Origin of the sequence: Vibrio sp. ECSMB14106 (genome assembly GCF_000972265.1) — a bacterium.
In the GTDB taxonomy this organism is placed as follows: domain Bacteria; phylum Pseudomonadota; class Gammaproteobacteria; order Enterobacterales; family Vibrionaceae; genus Vibrio; species Vibrio kanaloae.
Genome location: NZ_LAUM01000014.1, coordinates 98,582 through 116,712, shown reverse-complemented (window position 1 = coordinate 116,712; position 18,131 = coordinate 98,582). Strand labels below are relative to the sequence as shown.

Sequence of the window (18,131 nt, the reverse complement as noted above, 5' to 3'; positions counted from 1 at the left end):
AATTTCTCTTATCCAGCTTGTAGGCCTAACATGATTTCTCAATCAGTCAGGAGAAAAATTATGCCATCTATTGTTGTTGTAGGCGCTAACTGGGGCGATGAAGGCAAAGGCCGTATCGTTGATTTTTTAGCAAACGAAGCTTCTGCTAGCATTCGCTTTCAAGGCGGAAACAATGCTGGCCATACCGTAGTAAACGACTTTGGTACGTTCAAACTGCACCAGCTACCAAGTGGCATTTTTAATCCTGATTGCACAGCGATTCTTGGCCCTGGCATGGTGATCAGCCCTGCTGCATTAACTGAAGAGATTGAAGAAGTACAAGCGGCTGGTATCAAAGTGAAAATGGCGATTTCAGACCGCGCGACATTGTGTCTGCCTTTGCACGCCCTTGAAGATACGCTTGAAGAAGAGCGTTTAGGTGATGGCGCTTACGGCTCAACACGCCAAGGTATTGCACCAGCGTACGGAGATCGTGTGATGAAGAAAGGCATTCTTGTGGGTTGGTTAAATCAGCCTGAGATTTTAGAGCAGCGCATTCAATTCTTACTTGATTGGAAAATGCCTCAACTAAAAGCGCTATACCCTCAATGTGATTTCACTCAAACCGCTTCTGAAATGACAGAATGGCTACTTGAAGTAACGAAAGCTTGGCGCCCATTCATTTGCAACGTGACGGAGCCACTCAAAGCACTGCAAGCACAGGGCGCTAATTTACTGTTCGAAGCACAATTAGGCGCAGGTCGTGATCTTGTTTACGGTGAGTATCCTTGGACCACATCTTCCAATGTTACCGCAGCCTACGCGGGTATCGGTAGTGGTTTACCTGCCCTTCGCCCTGAACGCGTTATTGCGGTTGCTAAATCATTCAGCTCATCTGTGGGTACTGGTACGCTAGTAACTGCAATGGAAGAGCAAGACAGCTTCCGCGAAAGCTCTAACGAATACGGCGCAACAACAGGTCGCCCACGTGATATGGGGTACTTTGATGCGGTAGCCACACGCAACGGCGTTGACCTGCAAGCTGCGACTGAAATCGCACTGACTAAGATAGATTGCCTGTCTGGTTTGTCTGAACTTAAGATTTGTACGGCTTACTCAGGTGAGCACACTGAGAACCCAATTTGGCCGCAAACAGCAGAACTAAAGCCTGTATATGAAGATATGGCAGGCTGGGACGAAGACATCACGGGCTGCCGCACCTTTGAGAGCCTTCCTCAAGCAGCACAAGATTACGTAACTCGCATCGAAGAGTTGATGGGCGTGCCAATCGTGATGGTATCGGTAGGCCCTGAACGCGAGCAAATGATCATTCGAGGTTAACTCTCAACTCGAGTATTTCAGCTAAAACGATTGTTTTGGCTGAAATACTCATTGATAAAAATCAAGTGTCATCAAATTTAAAGCGACTGCCCATTCTTCTTATAATTCTCAGCCTGCTCTAGCACGCCTTTGTAAACATCATCGTTATCGTCTTCATGTACAAACAGCTCATTGATAATCGTGATATAACGCTCAGCTACGGCCCCTACTTCTCTATACGCCATTTCAAGGATCATCTTAACTTGTTCATTGTTCTCTAGTGGCACATAGTTCTGTTTATCCATATACGACTCAATAACTGCAATTTTATCGTCACTCCCGTCAAGAAACTCTCGAAAATCTTTGCTCGCTTTAGCACTGTTACACTCTTTGCAGCTTGGAACCAAATTTCCAAGTTTATGCTCTCCTAAATAGACCTTATTGATGGGGATCGCATGCTCAATGACTAATTCCTTCGCCTCACCACAATAAGCACATGTATGATTAAAATAAGCTTTAGTTGCTTGCCAATCCTCTTCTGAAAACTGCTCTGATCCCAAGTTGCTAAGGACGTTTCTTACCAGTAAGTTTTGAGCATTGCCTATCGCACTTCCACGGTATCGACTGTTTGCTTTACGACTTCGAACGGAGGCTTTTTGCTTAGACGTTACTTTCGCGTCTAATAACAAACCCTCAAGCTGAGATTCATCATACTCAATGCCTATTCGTTTGAGGTAATCAATAAAGTAAACGGTGTCTCTTTCAATCCACTGGCTACAAGCGCGTATCGTTTTACCTCGCACCAAATAAATATTTGTCCAGTATCGCTTTGATATCTCAGGAGGAAGGTCATTTTTATCAACCAAGAATGAAAAGTTGATATTAAATGTTTGTTTAGAATAATCAGCATCGCAAAGTCTTTCTAATTCCGTGTGATCATTTTGCTCACAGTACTCGATAACTTTAGGTAGAAATGACTGTACAAGTTTGCCAACTTTCATGTGCTAGCCCATTCAAAGTTCGTTAGCGGTACGTTAAGTGTATAACCACAATTTTTATCTGCATTTTTTTCGATAAGTCGAACAACTCCCAAACTTACCGTACTTCTCATTTCTTAACTTCATTTCACTGCCACAACGCTTGCACAATGGCCGTATATCTCCGCACTCTTAGTTAATGCATTCGTTAGTTATACTGCTCATCGGTCTGCCACACTCGCTACAAGGTGTCATTTGTGTTTACAACGAGGATAGAAATAACAAGATAAGAGGAAGATTGTTAAGAGGAGGAATTACAGGCACAAAAAAGCCCACACTAGGTGGGCTTTCTTTTTGGATTTGGTGCCCGCTACTGGACTCGAACCAGTGACACCTTGCATGTCATGCAAGTACTCTAACCAACTGAGCTAAGCGGGCGATGTTCTAATTTCTTATTACGGCCATTGTGACAAACTCAATAGTTATGCAATAAAAACTAAAGAAGGAATGGTGCGTCCGAGTGAACTCGAATCACCGACCCCCGCCATGTCAAGGCGGTACTCTAACCAACTGAGCTACGGACGCATTCCTTTAGAACGAGAAAGATATTAACGACTGATTTATCGTGGTGCAAGTTAAAATTACACTTGAATCAACCGTTTGCTCTTATTCGCATCAATGCGTTGATTTTTTAGACGCAAAACGTCAATAAAGTTGAGTTGCATCACACTCAATGTGAGCCTGACTTTACTTTATTCGTCATCCACATCGAACACCACATTGTAGTTCTCGGTATACGTACAGTTCGGCTGGCGGCTACAAGTGAAAAAGCGTCGGCCTTTATGGTCGCCTTGACTTGCTAACTTGATGATCATCGGGCTACCACATTTTTTACAGAATCTAACTTCTTTTGATGGTTCAATTAAATCGATGTGTGCCGCCAGTAACCGCTTCAAACGGCTCACTTGATAGCTGTGTTTAATAGATGCACCAATCAGTGGTAAGCCTGCCGATTTACACACGTGAATCAGTAGCTTTTCTCGATCGGCCTTTCCCTTGTTGAGCTCTTTGCCGTTATCAAGTTCAATAATCACGCGAGGCTCTAACGTTCGCGGGTCGCAGACCACAAAATCAAAGTAGCTACGTGAGATTTTGTTGTTGGCGATAAACCAATTCTTCTTGTTATTAGCCTTAGCGGGGACAAGAACGTTCGACATGCTGACCTTGGCAAACACTTCACCATGATTGCCCACAGCGGATTTAAGTGCGTTATAAAATGTCGCCTGTTGCGCCGACATCAACGACCCTTTTTTCTGATAAGCATGATCTTTGGTGTCATCATGCTTCACTAGATACTTTTGGATAAAGTAAAAGAACACAACCAGAACAATTACAACGATAAAGATATTAGTCATTTTCCAACACAATCACGTCTGTATAGGGATTAAGATAGTGGCTAGCGTATGTAGAAAAGCATCACCTGGCAAGCAAAAGAGCGAGAGTTGCCAACCAGAATCACGACCTTTGAGCGCAGTGCCCAACGAGAGGTCGCTCCTTCGCTAGACGCACCTCTCCTATTTTGATAATTAAATCATCAATTACACTCTAGATTGATTTAGATCAATTTACCTAGATTTGTGATCAACTAGTCTGAAAAACGTTAGGCAAATGTTAATAAGGAAATTGATATGGAACTTAAACAAGACCCAAGATGTTATACCGACGTATGTGTAGATGGTAAATGGTTCCACTATGACCACTGCGGAACCCAAGCCTACATGTTAAAGGGAGGAGCTTCGGCTGTGATTGAACTCGCTAGCGAACCAGCGACAGAGGGCGAACTGGTTGAAATGCTGCAAGGTGCCGCTGAATATCTCATATAGAAAATGTTGATATAGATAAACTCGACATATCGCTAAGTAAACCCTACTTCTCACTCAAATTTTGATACTAGCGATCTCAGAGTGTTCCAGAAGCCATTCTTATCTCACGAAGAGCAGAATGACTTTTTGTTTCCTGATTAGCGATTAACTTTCAGCGATGATGACTTGATTCCTACCCGACTCTTTCGCTTGATACAATGCATCATCCGCAGCTTTGAGGTACTTCTTGTAAGTATCTTGATTGAGTTGCTCATGAGTAATACCAATCGACGCCCCTATCGACGTGGTGAGGTCTAAAGAGCCAGATTGCGTATCAATGGGGGTTTCGGAAATGGCTAAACGGATAACGTTCAACTGTTGCTCAGGATCAATGGAACCAGACAGCAGTATAACAAATTCTTCACCACCCCAGCGAGACACTGCGTCATTTGGAAATAAGTGTTGCTTTACTCGCCTTGCGACTTCCACTAAAACCTCATCACCAACATCATGTCCAAAGGTGTCATTAACGCGCTTAAAGTGGTCAAGATCTAGAATAGCTAGACTGATTCCAAACCGTGAAGCATTAAAAGATACTGGCTGAGTTAACAACTGCTCTAGATAGCGTCTGTTGTATAGACCCGTTAGCGCACACGTCGTAGATTGAGTGACCAGCGCTTTATTTTTACTTTGAGTGCTGCGAAGCCTAATCGCCAGTAATCCAGCACTAATGCTGACCATTATAATCAATGTCACCACAATTCTGTTTCTCAGTTGTTCCTTTTGAAGCAGCAACTCGTTGAGGTCTTTTTCTGTATTGAGTAATTCATTTTCGTTAGCGAGTGTCTTCTTTGCATTGTCTTGTTCTAGTAAGAAAATGTCACTCTGCCTTTTATCAAACAATAACGCTTTGTTGCCATGATAATATTGTTTGTAGTAACTCAGTGCAGTATCAAGGGCACCCTGAAATTCGTAATATTCAGCCAGTGTTTTTAAGCCTAGCACCTTCCAACTTCTGCTCCCAACCACTTCAAAGATTACAAGTGCTCGTTCAAGATCATCCAATATGGCGTTATCTTGATCTAGTCCAATATTTGCTAACGCTCGGCTTAGGTAACACTGCCCGTTTTGAAACGTGTACTTCTTAATATTCGGCGCTTGAAGACATTGATTAGCCACTTGTAATGCTTTGCTGAAATTGCCCTCTGATAGCAGAACATCACTGTAGGTTCTCAGTAATAAGATTTTGTATCGAGCAGTGACTTTTTTGCTATCGAGTGCTTTTGCCTTTTCATAAGCAATTCGGCCATTAGTCACATCGCCACTGCTTAAATACACAAATGACTCGTTTATGTAAAGGATGCCAATCGCGTCATCTTCAAGTAAGCCACTTTTAAAATAGAGCTTTTTTGCTTTATCGATAATACGCAGGGCTTTAGGCCAATCCTCTAAATAAATGTAGAGCAGCGCCATGTTCGACATAAGCTTGCTATTATAAATATGCGTTGGATACTGCTTGCCAAGTTGCAGCCCTTTATAGAGAAAGTACTGAGCGTCTTGCAAGTCGTTTCGCACGTTATTAATCGCTCCCGCGGTGTTATACGCTTTAACCAATAACTGATCATAACGAATAGATTCAGCAATGCTTATCGCGGATCGAATTTCAATTTCAGCGATTGCAAGTTCCCCTTTCTTGAGATATTCAATCGCAGATTCAACCAATGATTCTGACTTCAACCACAACATATCTTCATGCTCAGACAACGTTTTTATTTGCTCTACGTAGGACATCACGGCGTCGGCATCTCGTTGATGTTGAGCGACATTCGACAAAATCATAAGTCGATAAGCTTGGTATATTGCTTTGTCATTAATGCCAGTGGGCGGCCGAAGTAGATCAAGTTGATGTTTTGCAACAGATGGGGAACTGCGTGACAAGCCGAGAATATGAATTAACTTTTTTCCATATTCAGTTTGAGAGAGTTCTTTTTCTGGAGTGTAGGCAGAAGTACTGTCGGCTTGAGGAGGGCTCAAGTCCACATCATTGAGCGGATACAGTAAATAAAGCCCGAATATGGCACTCATTGTCACAACGAGTAGAAATGAACCTAAAACGTTGTTTTTATTCATGTATTAAGACCGTTACAAATTGAAAGACCATATCACTGCTGTTTATCCATATTAGAAACTAATTATACACGAGGCCTACACAGATTAAAATGTTATCAGTTCGACGAACTGAACAAGGTTATTCTGACTAATTAGAATAATCAGGCAATTTTTTGATTTAACTCAGTCATTCATCTGGCACATTGGCGTTATAGTGATTTTCCTGTTCCTTAGCCGTGACTTCTGACGAATGAGCGGAAACATAATGAGAATTAACAATGACCCAAATTAATGAACAACGTCTTGTCGACCATTTCTGCGATCTTGTGAAAATCGATAGTGAATCACGCAACGAAAAAGCCATCGCGGAAGCACTGGCTGAGCAGCTAGGTGAACTCGGCTTTGACGTACATAAGCTGGCCGTTCCTGCACAAGTGTCGAATGGTTTCAACATCTACGCTCGTCTAGATGGCACTCTTCCAGGCAGCACAGTATTCAGTTGCCACATGGACACAGTAACGCCAGGTATCGGCATTGAGCCAATCATTGAAGACGGCATCATCCGTTCAAAAGGAAACACAATTCTAGGTGGCGACGACAAGTCTGGTATCGCAGCTATCATGGAAGCGGTTCGTTGCATTCAAGCTGAAGGACAAGCGCACAAAACCATTGAAATCGCATTCACAGTATTCGAAGAAGGCGGTTTATTCGGTTCTCTGAATTTCGATATGTCTTACATTCAATCTGAGCACGCTATCGTTCTAGATACAGGTGGCCCGATTGGTACGATCGTAAATGCTGCACCAGGTCAACAGAAGGTAACCGCGACAATCAAAGGCCGCCCGGCTCATGCTGGCTTGGCACCAGAAGAAGGCATTAGCGCAATTCAAGTAGCTGCAGACGCAATCACCAAGATGAACCTGCTTCGTATCGATGAAGAAACAACAGCAAACGTGGGTATTGTTGAAGGTGGTCAAGCGACGAACATCGTAATGCCGGAGCTTAAAGTAGTAGCAGAAGCGCGTTCACTGAATGGTGAGAAGCTAACTGCTCAAGTTGAGCATATGATTTCGACATTCGAAGCAAGCGCGAAGCAATTTGGCGCCGAAGTGGAAATCGAATCAACTCGTGCTTATGATGCATTCGTGATTGCAGACGATCACCCGCATATTCTTTCTATCAAATCGGCATTCGAGAAACTTGGCGTAACGGCAAACACCAAACGTACTGGTGGCGGTAGCGATGCAAATAACTTTAATGCTAAAGGTCTAACAACCGTTAACCTTTCTACTGGAATGGCAAAAGTTCACACCACTGAAGAGTATATTGCAGTGAAAGACATGGTCTCAATCACTGAGTTTGTTATGGCTTACGTAACACAATAATCTTACTTGTGAGATAGATGTGCACTACTAACTGACTCATATCAAAAAGCCGAGTTCACATGTGACTCGGCTTTTTGTTGTCTGAATTTAGCCAGAAGTTCGAACCTAGAAACCTCTACGTTTCCAGAACTGACCTTCATCTTTCGCGACCAGATCGAAAGTTTTATCTGCAATGATGTTGCCTTTCAGTTCGACCGTCATTCTCCATTTACCGATTTTATTCGATACAGGGGCCCAAATAGTATCACCTAGATAGAAATCCCAATCGTTGTTGCCGACATACTCTTCCCCATCGAATGGTTCTAGCACTTCGCCTTTGTCTGTGGTGATGTTCGGGTGATAAATGCAGTAGCGGATCTTTTCGCCTTTGGCTTTTTTAATATTCAGAATATAACCAAACTCTACGTCAATTTCGGCATCAACGATGGTGGTGAACTCTTGGATTTTGGGAAGATCTTTAGATTTAGAATCCCACGTCGTGTAGATGCCGTAAGATGTCATATCGACGATAGCCGATCGCTTTGCCATGTGTACTACCTAATAATTGTGTATTACCTAATTTTTCTTCGTTCTTTGCGTTAACTCATTAGCCAGAAATAGCGGGTTATTCTTGCCAATCTTTTGCCATGCGCATAATCACGGATGGTTCGATGTCGTGAATGCTGCCAAATTGCTCTCTACACACTTCTATAATCAAATCTGCTTTATATTTAAGTGCGAGTTGGCGGTAAGCCTTCATTTCCCACTGCTTGATAAAGGTATTTGATACAACAACATCTAGCCCTTGTTTCAAGCCTTTTTCCACGGTGTTCTGACACCACTCATGGGCTTGTTGTAATCGCCTAGGATCAAACTGATACACTCCTTGATCATTCACAAAATACATATCGGCTTCGACATGCAGTGCATCGTAGGTTTGCGCTTTTGTTGACTTGCCGGAACCGGGCAGCCCTCGAATGAGTATTAACTTCATCTATCACTTTGCAGGCTAATTTGAAAACGTAAGTTTATCTTAAATGTTTGTCGCTTGCTCTAATAACTATCTTTCGTCACTTACACACACCCTATATCCGACTCGGATAGTCGTTCGACATGATGGTACGCGACTTGAAATCGATGGATTGTTTCTGATAGAAAACACAAATAATTTACATCTATCCATTTTGTATATCGACAAGCGTGTCAAACTATTATAGATTTAGATGTATAGACGTCTACATATCTAGCTTAGGGAGAAAGCTGTGCCTATTCGCATTCCAGACCAATTGCCCGCATCCGATGTTCTTCGTGAAGAAAAAATTTTTGTTATGCCGCTATCAAGAGCATCGACACAGGAAATTCGTCCACTTCGAGTCTTGATCCTCAACCTAATGCCGAAGAAAATTGAAACAGAAACTCAATTCTTACGCCTGCTATCAAACAGTCCATTGCAAGTAGATGTAGAACTGCTGCGCATCGACGACCGGCCAAGTAAGAACACACCGACGGAGCACCTTGATAACTTTTATCGTCAATTTGAGATGGTAAAAAATCGTAATTTTGATGGGCTGATCATCACTGGTGCGCCGCTTGGTTTAGTCCAATTTGAAGATGTTATCTATTGGGAACATCTACAAACCATCATGGAATGGGCAAACAAACACGTTACGTCGACTCTGTATGTATGTTGGGCAGCTCAAGCTGGTTTGAAATTGCTGTATGATTTGCCAAAACGCACTCGTAAAGACAAGCTGTCTGGTGTTTACAGTCATGAGATACATAACCCCTTTCACCCTATTTTACGTGGCTTTGATGATACGTTCTTAGCGCCTCATTCACGCTATGCCGACTTCTCTCAAGAATACTTAGCCGAGCATACAGATCTCGATGTTCTTGCGACTTCCGATGTGGCGGGAGTATATTTGGCAGCAACGAAAGACAAGCGGAACGTGTTTGTAACAGGTCACCCGGAATATGATGCTCATACACTTCATAATGAGTATATTCGTGACCTAGGTGAAGGCATGGAGCCGGTTATCCCTATCAACTATTACCCAAACAACAACCCAGACAATAAACCTATTGCCAGCTGGCGTAGTCATGGTCACTTATTATTTTCAAATTGGCTAAACTACTGCGTTTACCAACAGACACCTTACGATTTGGATCACTTCAGCGAAGACAATTTCACCAAAGACGATTAAACGGCAAGTTATTTTCGTCAGCCATAGAGATCTGTATTCAATAGGTTGTTGATAATAAAGCCGATTGGATGCGGATTTTTTATGGTAAGTGGCTCGCATTCCATAGCAGATTTAATACTTCGACTTATTCGATTCCATATGATGGGCTGGTGTTCATAAGGAGCTGCACATGCCTGCCAAGTCATTTTTATCAAATTTCATATTATTCACATCTCTTTCACTAATAGGCTGCGTCTCTGTCACTGAAGGTCCACCTAAAATAGAAAGTGACCCAATTGCGATGTCTGAGTCCCGCATTGAGTTAGGCTTAGGTTACATGGGGCAAGACAATATGGTTAGAGCTCGTGAAAACCTAGAGTTAGCGATCAAGCATGCGCCTAGTTATTACAGAGCACGACTCTCTATGGCGCATTACTATGAAAAAGTTGGCGAAGTAGACGAAGCAAGATCCACATATCAAAAGGCGCTAAGTTTAGATTCAAGAAACGGAAATGTATTGAATAACTACGGTACGTTTTTGTGTAAACAAGGCGAGTATGAGCAGGCTGACAAATACTTCAACCGAGCCATCGACCAACCCTATTATTATTTAGTCTCTGCCAGTTATGAGAATGCGGCCTTTTGCGCATTTAAAGCCGGTAATACTGACCAAGCAAAGTATTACTTCACACGTGCTATTGACCACGATCCGAATCGAGCAAAGTCGATATTACAGCTATCAAAGATTGAAGTAAGTGAAGCAGATTATGATAACGCGAGGCTTCGTCTGTTCAAGTTCCACCAGCGCTATGGCTATCAAATTCCATCCCTTCAAATATTGGTCGAACTGGAAAACAAAGCCGGAAACAGCGCGCTTGAGAAGAAGTACCAAACCAAATTAGACGAGTTGCTCTCCACTTAGACTCGCTGGAATATAAAAACGAGCTTGTTGAATGAACAACAAGCCCGCTTTCTTATATAATCTATTAGATACTTTCTGGTATGGAAGTGTTATTTAAGCGCAATCCACTCTTGTCTCTGCTCATCATCCATAAAGCTCCACGCAACAAAGCGACTTACCTTTTGGCCTTGCGACATCTCTATTACTTTCACTTGTTTTGCTCTTAACTTACCAAGCTCTGAACGAATCATATCAACGTTGTCTTTCTTAGAAATCAACGTAGTAAACCACAGTACTTGCGTAGCGAAGAGTTGGCTCTCTCGCGCCATTTTCATAATGAAGGTGGCTTCGCCACCCGGGCACCACAACTCTGCTTTTTGTCCACCGAAGTTCAACGTTGGCTTATCTTGTTTCGCGTACGATTTTTTAGATTCTGGCTTGAATGACTTGCCTGCTTTCTTAGCGCGATTTGCCGCTAGATTATCAAGTTTACGCTGTGACCCTTTTTCCGCCTCTTCTAAAGAGCCGTGGAATGGAGGGTTACAAATAGTGACATCGTAACGTTCATTATCCTTAATCACACCTTTAAAGATAGCTTCAGAGTCTGCTTGCAAGCGTGCTCGGATCTTACCCTTTAGGTTCGCATTACTTTCTGCGATGAAGTTTGCTGTTTTGATGGATACAGGGTCAACATCGGTACCCGTGCAACGCCATTTGTATTCTGTCGTGCCAATAATTGGGTAGATACAGTTTGCGCCAACACCAATATCTAATGCTTTCACAGATGCGTGATTATAAGGTTCGCCTTGACCATCGCTGTTAAGGATGTCTGCCACTCTATGGATGTAATCTGCTCGGCCTGGAATTGGCGGACATAGGTAACCCTCAGGAATGTCCCAATGCTTAACGCCATAGTGATGTGCTAGTAGCGCCTTGTTAAGTAACTTAACGGCCAATGGATCCGAGAAATTGATCGTATCTTCACCGACAGGGTTCTTAATCAAGTGCTCTTTCAACTCAGGTAACGCAGAAACCAAAAATTCGAAGTCGTAACGACCTGTATGTTGGTTTCTTGGGTGCAGTCCACTCGCAGGTTTAGCCGTATTCTTGTTACGTTGTGAACCACCCGTTCGTTTCGTGCCTGAAAGCTTTTGCGAACCGCTCGATCTTTTTGGTGTGCTCTTATTCGAAGTGCCTTTTTTAAACGGTGCTTTACCCGCTCCGCCTTTATTATTGGTTGGTTTACTAGAAACTTGCTTGGCTTTATTCTGTCCAGCCGCTTTTGAATCCGCATTGTTACGGTTTTTATCAGAGGTGCTGTTTTTCGACAGGCTTAGCGTGGTTCTATTTTGTGATTGGCTCATTAGGCTACTTCTTTAAATCTAAATACATCATGAATAAGCGGGCATCTAACTCAAGTTGATGATATTCCGGTTCCATGTGACAGCATAGTTGGTAAAAGGCTTTGTCGTGCTCTTTCTCTTTGATGTGCGCCAGTTCATGCACTACCAGCATTCGGAGCAAAGGTTCTGGTGCATTTCTAAACACACTGGCGATACGAATTTCATTCTTCGATTTGATCTTGCCACCGTGATTCTTTGCAACATAAGAGTGGAGGCCTAATGCATTATTGATTAGGTGTATCTTCCCGTCGTAAATCACTTTGCTGATGGGTGGTGTTTTCTTCATGTAGCGATTTTTAATCTCAATCGCATAATCAAACAGGGCCTTCTCACTTTTTATATCATGATTCTTTGGGTAGCGAGCTTCAAACCAAGGCACTAATTTACCCGACTCTATAAGTTGAGTCACCGGGTCGATAATGTGTTTAGGATAACCTTGAATATAGCGTAAAGAAGGATGCATTTTGAAAGACCGTACAAGTTACGCCACGACAATACGTTGTGGTCTTGAAATTTGAGCCGCATAGTGTAACTGATCACACTTTTCTAATCACCTAGGATTCGTTACACTTTAGCAAGATTCACCAAGAGCTAGACTCAGCAAGAGAATGTAAAATGAAACGTGTTGTATTGTACGTCGCAGACAAATGCCCACACTGCAAAGATGCCCAGCGCTATTTGGACTCTAAAAAAATTGAATACCGCCTAACGAACGCAAAGATGCAGCGTGGCCGTAAAGAATTACAGGCAATGGGTGCTCGCTCTATACCTGTACTGAAAATCGGCGACCAAGTGATGGTCGGATGGAATCAGAAGAACTTCGATAAGATGTATAACTCAAAGAACACCTAACGTGTTCTGAACCAGTCATACTTCTATACAGCAAAGCCCGCAGATCCGAATAAGGACCTGCGGGCTTTGTTTTGTCTATTTCATCTTACTTAGAGCATGTTGATCTTTCGAGCTGATTTTTGCAGCGAGTTGCTGGGTATTTATACAAGGCAGAGGCGTCGATGTGTAGCTAGCCTACATGAGAAGCCGATAACGTAGTAGAAATGGCCAGCAAACGCTGCCCGAAGGGTTCGGCTAAAAGCGTTTTACTCTTTGTTGAGGGGGATTTGCTTAGAATGACTAGGCTACTTCCCCCCCTCGCCGCGATTAAAACGCTTTTATCTCGAACAAAATTTAACCACGAAAGGTCAACACGCCCTAATCACACATACTGCTTCACAAAATCAATAAAGGTTCGGTCTGCTTTCGACAGATAACCTTCCTTTCTCCAAGCCAAAGATAGATTAAGCTTTACAGGGTCTTTAAACGGCACGCCGACCACATCTTCTTCGTACTCTGTCACTAAGCTAAGCAGTGCTGTAATCGCGAATTCCCGTTTCACGATAGATAGAATCATCGGTAGCAAGTTGGTCTCGAACGCTATGGTCATGTCCAAATTGTATTTTTTGCAAGTAGCGTCGATGAAATCGCGGTGGAAGTAACCCGACTTGAACATGATCAGCTCTTGCGCGAAAAACTCTTCAAAAGTGATAGATGGCTGTGAGGCTAATGGGTGCTCTTTACCTACAACGGCTAACATCTCTGAACTTAGCAGATGGTCGGTTTCAAGATCGTCAGGCACATTTTCATGATTGATAACCCCAATATCGAGTTCACCGTTTAATAGCATCTGGCGTATCGAGGCTGTACCCGCATCAATTAGTGTCAATTTTAGGTTTGGGTATTGGCTTTTAAAAGCCATCACCACCTGTGGGAAAAAGTAACTCCCCATCATGCTTGGCGCCCCTAATCGCACTTCTCCTTTTTCTAAACCCTTTAATTCGTTCATAGCAAGTTGTGCATCATCAAACTGCTGAGCAATCCTCCTGGCATGCTCGAACAACACCTTGCCCTCTTCCGTTAACGTCACGGATTTGTCTCCGCGCCGAAACAGAATTAACTCCAGTGTTTGTTCAAGTTTCTTGATGGAAATACTCAATGCAGGCTGTGCAATATGCAGAGCTTTAGCCGCCTGCGTAAAGTTACCAAACTGAGCAACGGCTAGAAAATGTCGAAGGGGTTTTGATTCAAGCATATCGATATATTAAATATATGGAGGTGATATTTTTAATATATTTCTTTAATTACCTTTGTACTGATAACTTGTTCACAAATAAATTACTTGTTCAAAAATAACTTAATTAATCGCACAGGCGTATGCAAATGTTTGATAAAGACAGTACTCAATACAAACGAATCACCCAATCATTAGCGATTGGCTCGTTTATCATTTTCTGTAATCTCTACCTTTTTCAACCTATTTTGCCGCACATGGCGGAGCATTTCCAAGTATCAGGAACCCAAATCAACTGGCTGTTTGCCGCTACGACACTCGGGCTATCCATTAGTTTGGTGCCTTGGGCAATCGCATCGGAAACCTTTGGTCGAAAACCCATCATTCTGTTCAGTTTGTTCGCTATTCCTCTGATTGGATTGAGCATGGTGTTCACAACTACCTTGTTGCAACTCGTGATAGCCCGCGCATTCATGGGCGTTGCTGTCGCGGCGTTCGCTGGTGTGGCAGTTGCCTACATGGTCGAGGAGTTGACACCCAAAGCCTTTGCCGTCGCCATTGGTGGTTATATTGCGGCTAACTCGCTTGGCGGGATCTTTGGGCGTGTATTAGGCGGCTTAATCACAGACTATTTCGATTGGCACGCAACTGTTCTATTTTTCGTGGTCGGTTCATTGCTAGGTGCGCTCTTTATCGCCTACCGTTTACCTGATCAACAGAACTTCAAACCTCAAAAAGGGTTGTTCTTTCACCACAATCGCTCTGTAGTCATGCACTTAAGAAACCGTACCTTGTGGCTCGCGATGTTGATTGGTGGCGCTAACTTTGCGCTGTTTGTTAACCTGTATTCTGTCATGGGCTTCCGGTTGGTATCTGAGCCGCACTCCGTGCCCGTTGGTTTAGCGTCACTCATATTCCTATGCTACTTAGCGGGTACTGTCAGTTCTAACCTATCCAACAAATGGACACAGCGCTTTGAACCTTTGAATGGCATCTTAATGGGCGTATGTATCAGCTTAATCGGGATGTTAATTTCTGCTGTTGATAAGGTCCCGTTCATGCTAGCAGGGTTGTTGTTGATTAGCGGCGGCGCCTTCTTCGCACATACGCTTGCCTACTCTTGGGTCAGTCAAAAAGCATCGAGTGCAAAAGCTACAGCAACCGCGCTGTACCTTGTACACTATTACATTGGCGGAAGCTTAGGTGGATTCCTACTCTTGTATTTCTGGCAACTGTTCGGTTGGAATGGCGTGATTGCGGGAGGTTCTGTCTTCTATATTGCAATATTTGCTTGGGTCTATCAGTTGAAACAGCTTCAAGTATCGACCTCTAAGCTAGCAGAAGCTTAACTAAGGTAAGGTGTCTGATTGAATTATTGCTTTTGATCGACGTCCGTTCTGATATCCTACGCCAAATTTTATTCCGGAACCTGTTATGTCGAACACTCAAAGTACTGATCTTCAAGCTATACACGACCAAGTAAAACAGTGGTTAGATGATGTCGTTATTGGCTTAAACCTGTGTCCATTCGCAGCCAAGCCACAACGTAACAAGCAAATTAAGATCTTTGTGAGTGAAGCGAAAACGGAAGAAGCGTTGTTGGAAGACATCATGACGCATTTTGTAGAGTTAGATAACACGCCAGTCGCGAAATTAGAGACAACGTTGGTGGTTGTGCCTAACATGCTGCAAGACTTCTTCGACTACAACATGTTCATTGATTGGATTGAAGCGTTGATCAAGCAACAAAACTGGGAAGGCGTTTATCAACTCGCGACGTTCCACCCTGACTATTGCTTTGGTGGTGCGGATCCAGAAGACGATGAAAACCTGACGAACCGCTCCCCGTATCCGGTTTACCATTTGATACGTGAAGCCAGCATGGAAAAAGTGTTAAAGCACTACCCTAATCCTGAAGCTATTCCTGATACCAACATCGCAAGAGTTGAATCTTTAACACCTGCAGAGCGTCGTAAGTTGTTCCCTTATCTATTCTGCTAATCGTAAACAGTAGAGAATTGAGGCCTGATCAATTTCGACTTACGAGCCTGATCACTCTTGATAATATGGGCGAGAAATAAACTGATCTCGTCCATTTTGTTTAGCCATGTACAGGCATTCATCGGCAACTTTAATCAGAGAATCAAGCGCCGACATCCTTTCCCCTTTGGTGTCCCCTGTACTCAACTCAAAATGACACGCACCGATTGATATAGTGACAGGCTTTCTATCCAGTGTGATTTTTTTCATCTCTTGCAAAAGCGTCATGAACTTATCTTCAACACAACTTGGGGGGTTATTTGGATACCAAAGAATGAACTCTTCACCACCAAAACGTGCCACAAACTCACCCTCTTGAGTGTTATTATTCAGCACGTTCGCCACTTTCTTTAATACAACATCACCCATTTGGTGGCCATAAGTGTCGTTGACCTGTTTAAAAAAATCGATGTCGACGACTGCCAAGGTCCCCTTACCTAAAGATCCTTTTAACTGCTCCACTTCTGCATTCAATGTTTTGAACAAGCAACGTCTATTCGGTAAGTGTGTCAAAGGATCGTACAAAGCTTGGTACTCTAGTTTCTCATTCAGTTCTTTGAGTTTTCGTTCTTGTTGTCTTCTAACAAGTTCAACTTCGATCCATGAAGCCATGAGCCTCATAACATCAATATCGAATTCTTTGAACTCACGATGATAGGGAGCTGGGCTTGAAAAGTTTAAGGTGCCATAAAGCTCATCATTAACGAAAATGGGGATGCCAATGTAAGACTCCAGGCCAAAAGACTGATAGGCTGGATGTGTCGCATACTGATCGTGTTTACCACAATGCTCAATACAGGTAGGGCCAATCGATTTACAAGTAATCTCACAATAGGTCGAGCAATATTCGAACGTATCACCGCGATGGAGATCAACAACTTCAGGTGTAATACAGTGTTCAACAAAGTAAGTGTCACCATCAATTTTAGATAAGATACCAATATCTAAGTTGAAGCGTTCAAGCCCCATAATAAGCAATTGAGAGATCTGATTATCGAAACCCTTTCGATAATCATTGGTGATTTGATACAAGCGGCGTATAACAACTTCGCTTTCACTAGCTTGATGCATAAATGTAATTCCATTGCTGACCAAGTAAATGACAACATTATTAGTATATAAAAAGAGTAAATGTTAAAAATACACAATAATCAATCGGTTTGTACGCAAAGTGCTTTACTGGTCAAATGAATAAAAGTGGAGTTCTTCGACTTTACGTTAGCACCCTATTCCTAGCTTTGGTAAAATAATCCATTAACGAAACAGAATGGATAGGAATATGACCCTTTCTCAACTAAGCCAAGAAATCTACGATCACCTTTACCGCGACATTAAAGAATTCCGCAGTACTTTTGATCTGCCTGTTGCTGCTCCTGAAACCATGGATGAAAAAGGCGATACGCTACATACCTCTCTAGCGATCGAAGAACTAACAGAACTTGCAGAAGCTGACTCTAAAATCGAGCAAGCAGACGCTATCGTAGACAGCGTTTATGTTTTGATGGGACGTTTGGTTCACCTTGGTCAAGCTAAGGTAGAAGACAACCTAGCAATCAGTTATCTGATCGACTTGCTGCTGAATGTTTCTAAGAACCGTTCAATCGACTTTCTGACTTGTTGGGACGAAGTACACTCAAGCAACATGAGCAAAGTATGTCGTAACGAAGCAGAATACGCAGAAACAGAGGCCTTCTACGCTAAACAAAATATCAAACTGATGGCGGTTCAAAAAGGCGAATACATCATCGCGAAGTGTGCGGAAGATTTCGTATCTGAAGGCAAGACAATTCGCCAAGGTAAAGTACTTAAATCAGTACACTACCGTCCTGCAAACCTTGGACCACTAACGGCTTAAGTAAGGCTACGACTGAAGGTGTTTAAAGCACCGCGAGCTAAAATAGCAAACGCCACGTTTAAATAACGTGGCG

General features: G+C 42.9%; 18 protein-coding genes and 2 tRNA genes. 9 read left to right on the top strand and 11 right to left on the bottom strand.

Annotated elements, in window-relative coordinates:
• The first annotated feature begins 60 nt into the window (after positions 1-60).
• On the top strand, positions 61-1,320 hold the full coding sequence (locus WR49_RS11620; protein WP_046224116.1) for an adenylosuccinate synthase: 1,260 nt from the start codon (positions 61-63) through the stop codon (positions 1,318-1,320).
• A 77-nt stretch (positions 1,321-1,397) separates the two neighbouring features.
• Here the strand turns inward: WR49_RS11620 and WR49_RS11615 are convergent, their stop codons facing one another.
• From WR49_RS11615 to WR49_RS11600, 4 genes are all read right to left on the bottom strand, one after another.
• Positions 1,398-2,300 (bottom strand): HNH endonuclease, encoded by a 903-nt coding sequence (locus tag WR49_RS11615; protein WP_046224115.1) that lies wholly within the window; start codon positions 2,298-2,300, stop codon positions 1,398-1,400.
• Positions 2,301-2,637: 337 nt separating this feature from the next.
• Positions 2,638-2,714: transfer RNA gene (locus WR49_RS11610), tRNA-Val, on the bottom strand.
• A 70-nt stretch (positions 2,715-2,784) separates the two neighbouring features.
• Positions 2,785-2,861 (bottom strand) — tRNA-Val (locus WR49_RS11605).
• Between the two features lie 167 nt (positions 2,862-3,028).
• Positions 3,029-3,691 (bottom strand): DUF2726 domain-containing protein, encoded by a 663-nt coding sequence (locus WR49_RS11600; protein ID WP_046224114.1) that lies wholly within the window; start codon positions 3,689-3,691, stop codon positions 3,029-3,031.
• Between the two features lie 273 nt (positions 3,692-3,964).
• Here WR49_RS11600 and WR49_RS11595 point away from each other — a divergent pair, with 273 nt between their 5' ends.
• A complete protein-coding gene (locus WR49_RS11595; RefSeq protein ID WP_046224113.1) occupies positions 3,965-4,159 on the top strand; it encodes a hypothetical protein in 195 nt (64 codons plus the stop codon).
• Between the two features lie 144 nt (positions 4,160-4,303).
• On the opposite strand, the gene WR49_RS11590 is transcribed toward WR49_RS11595, so the two are convergent.
• A complete protein-coding gene (locus WR49_RS11590) occupies positions 4,304-6,268 on the bottom strand; it encodes a tetratricopeptide repeat-containing diguanylate cyclase (RefSeq protein ID WP_046224112.1) in 1,965 nt (654 codons plus the stop codon).
• Between the two features lie 257 nt (positions 6,269-6,525).
• Between WR49_RS11590 and WR49_RS11585 the strand changes: the two genes are divergently transcribed.
• Positions 6,526-7,632 carry a M20/M25/M40 family metallo-hydrolase gene (locus WR49_RS11585; RefSeq protein WP_017057404.1) on the top strand — a complete coding sequence of 369 codons (1,107 nt, stop codon included), beginning with the start codon at positions 6,526-6,528 and terminating at the stop codon, positions 7,630-7,632.
• 105 nt (positions 7,633-7,737) lie between these two features.
• Here the strand turns inward: WR49_RS11585 and WR49_RS11580 are convergent, their stop codons facing one another.
• Positions 7,738-8,160, bottom strand: coding sequence for a DUF3859 domain-containing protein (locus tag WR49_RS11580; protein ID WP_046224111.1), 423 nt, complete (start codon positions 8,158-8,160; stop codon positions 7,738-7,740).
• A gap of 76 nt (positions 8,161-8,236) precedes the next feature.
• Positions 8,237-8,605 carry an ATP-binding protein gene (locus WR49_RS11575; protein ID WP_046224110.1) on the bottom strand — a complete coding sequence of 123 codons (369 nt, stop codon included), beginning with the start codon at positions 8,603-8,605 and terminating at the stop codon, positions 8,237-8,239.
• Between the two features lie 268 nt (positions 8,606-8,873).
• Here WR49_RS11575 and metA point away from each other — a divergent pair, with 268 nt between their 5' ends.
• Together metA and pilW are read left to right on the top strand one after the other, a co-directional pair.
• Positions 8,874-9,815, top strand: coding sequence for a homoserine O-acetyltransferase MetA (gene metA / locus WR49_RS11570; RefSeq protein ID WP_046224109.1), 942 nt, complete (start codon positions 8,874-8,876; stop codon positions 9,813-9,815).
• Between the two features lie 169 nt (positions 9,816-9,984).
• Positions 9,985-10,716: a type IV pilus biogenesis/stability protein PilW gene (gene pilW, locus WR49_RS11565; RefSeq protein WP_046224108.1), complete on the top strand. Its 732-nt coding sequence runs from the start codon at positions 9,985-9,987 to the stop codon at positions 10,714-10,716.
• An 89-nt stretch (positions 10,717-10,805) separates the two neighbouring features.
• Here the strand turns inward: pilW and rlmF are convergent, their stop codons facing one another.
• Positions 10,806-12,059 carry a 23S rRNA (adenine(1618)-N(6))-methyltransferase RlmF gene (gene rlmF, locus WR49_RS11560; protein ID WP_046224107.1) on the bottom strand — a complete coding sequence of 418 codons (1,254 nt, stop codon included), beginning with the start codon at positions 12,057-12,059 and terminating at the stop codon, positions 10,806-10,808.
• A gap of 4 nt (positions 12,060-12,063) precedes the next feature.
• Complete coding sequence (locus tag WR49_RS11555; protein WP_017057410.1) at positions 12,064-12,561, bottom strand: YgjP-like metallopeptidase domain-containing protein; 498 nt, start codon at positions 12,559-12,561, stop codon at positions 12,064-12,066.
• A gap of 152 nt (positions 12,562-12,713) precedes the next feature.
• Here WR49_RS11555 and WR49_RS11550 point away from each other — a divergent pair, with 152 nt between their 5' ends.
• On the top strand, positions 12,714-12,950 hold the full coding sequence (locus tag WR49_RS11550) for a glutaredoxin family protein (RefSeq protein ID WP_004734934.1): 237 nt from the start codon (positions 12,714-12,716) through the stop codon (positions 12,948-12,950).
• A gap of 361 nt (positions 12,951-13,311) precedes the next feature.
• Here the strand turns inward: WR49_RS11550 and WR49_RS11545 are convergent, their stop codons facing one another.
• Positions 13,312-14,184 carry a LysR family transcriptional regulator gene (locus WR49_RS11545; RefSeq protein ID WP_017057411.1) on the bottom strand — a complete coding sequence of 291 codons (873 nt, stop codon included), beginning with the start codon at positions 14,182-14,184 and terminating at the stop codon, positions 13,312-13,314.
• 128 nt (positions 14,185-14,312) lie between these two features.
• On the opposite strand from WR49_RS11545, the gene WR49_RS11540 reads away from it, so the two are divergent.
• Both WR49_RS11540 and WR49_RS11535 read left to right on the top strand, forming a co-directional pair.
• Positions 14,313-15,512, top strand: a complete 1,200-nt coding sequence (locus tag WR49_RS11540; RefSeq protein WP_046224106.1) for an MFS transporter — start codon at positions 14,313-14,315, stop codon at positions 15,510-15,512.
• An 85-nt stretch (positions 15,513-15,597) separates the two neighbouring features.
• Entirely contained in the window at positions 15,598-16,164 is a 567-nt protein-coding gene (locus WR49_RS11535; protein WP_017057413.1) for a DUF1415 domain-containing protein, read from the top strand.
• Between the two features lie 51 nt (positions 16,165-16,215).
• Here WR49_RS11535 and WR49_RS11530 read toward each other — a convergent pair whose 3' ends face one another.
• Entirely contained in the window at positions 16,216-17,274 is a 1,059-nt protein-coding gene (locus WR49_RS11530; protein ID WP_017057414.1) for a sensor domain-containing diguanylate cyclase, read from the bottom strand.
• A 208-nt stretch (positions 17,275-17,482) separates the two neighbouring features.
• Here WR49_RS11530 and WR49_RS11525 point away from each other — a divergent pair, with 208 nt between their 5' ends.
• On the top strand, positions 17,483-18,058 hold the full coding sequence (locus WR49_RS11525) for a nucleoside triphosphate pyrophosphohydrolase family protein (protein ID WP_046224105.1): 576 nt from the start codon (positions 17,483-17,485) through the stop codon (positions 18,056-18,058).
• Positions 18,059-18,131 lie beyond the last annotated feature (73 nt).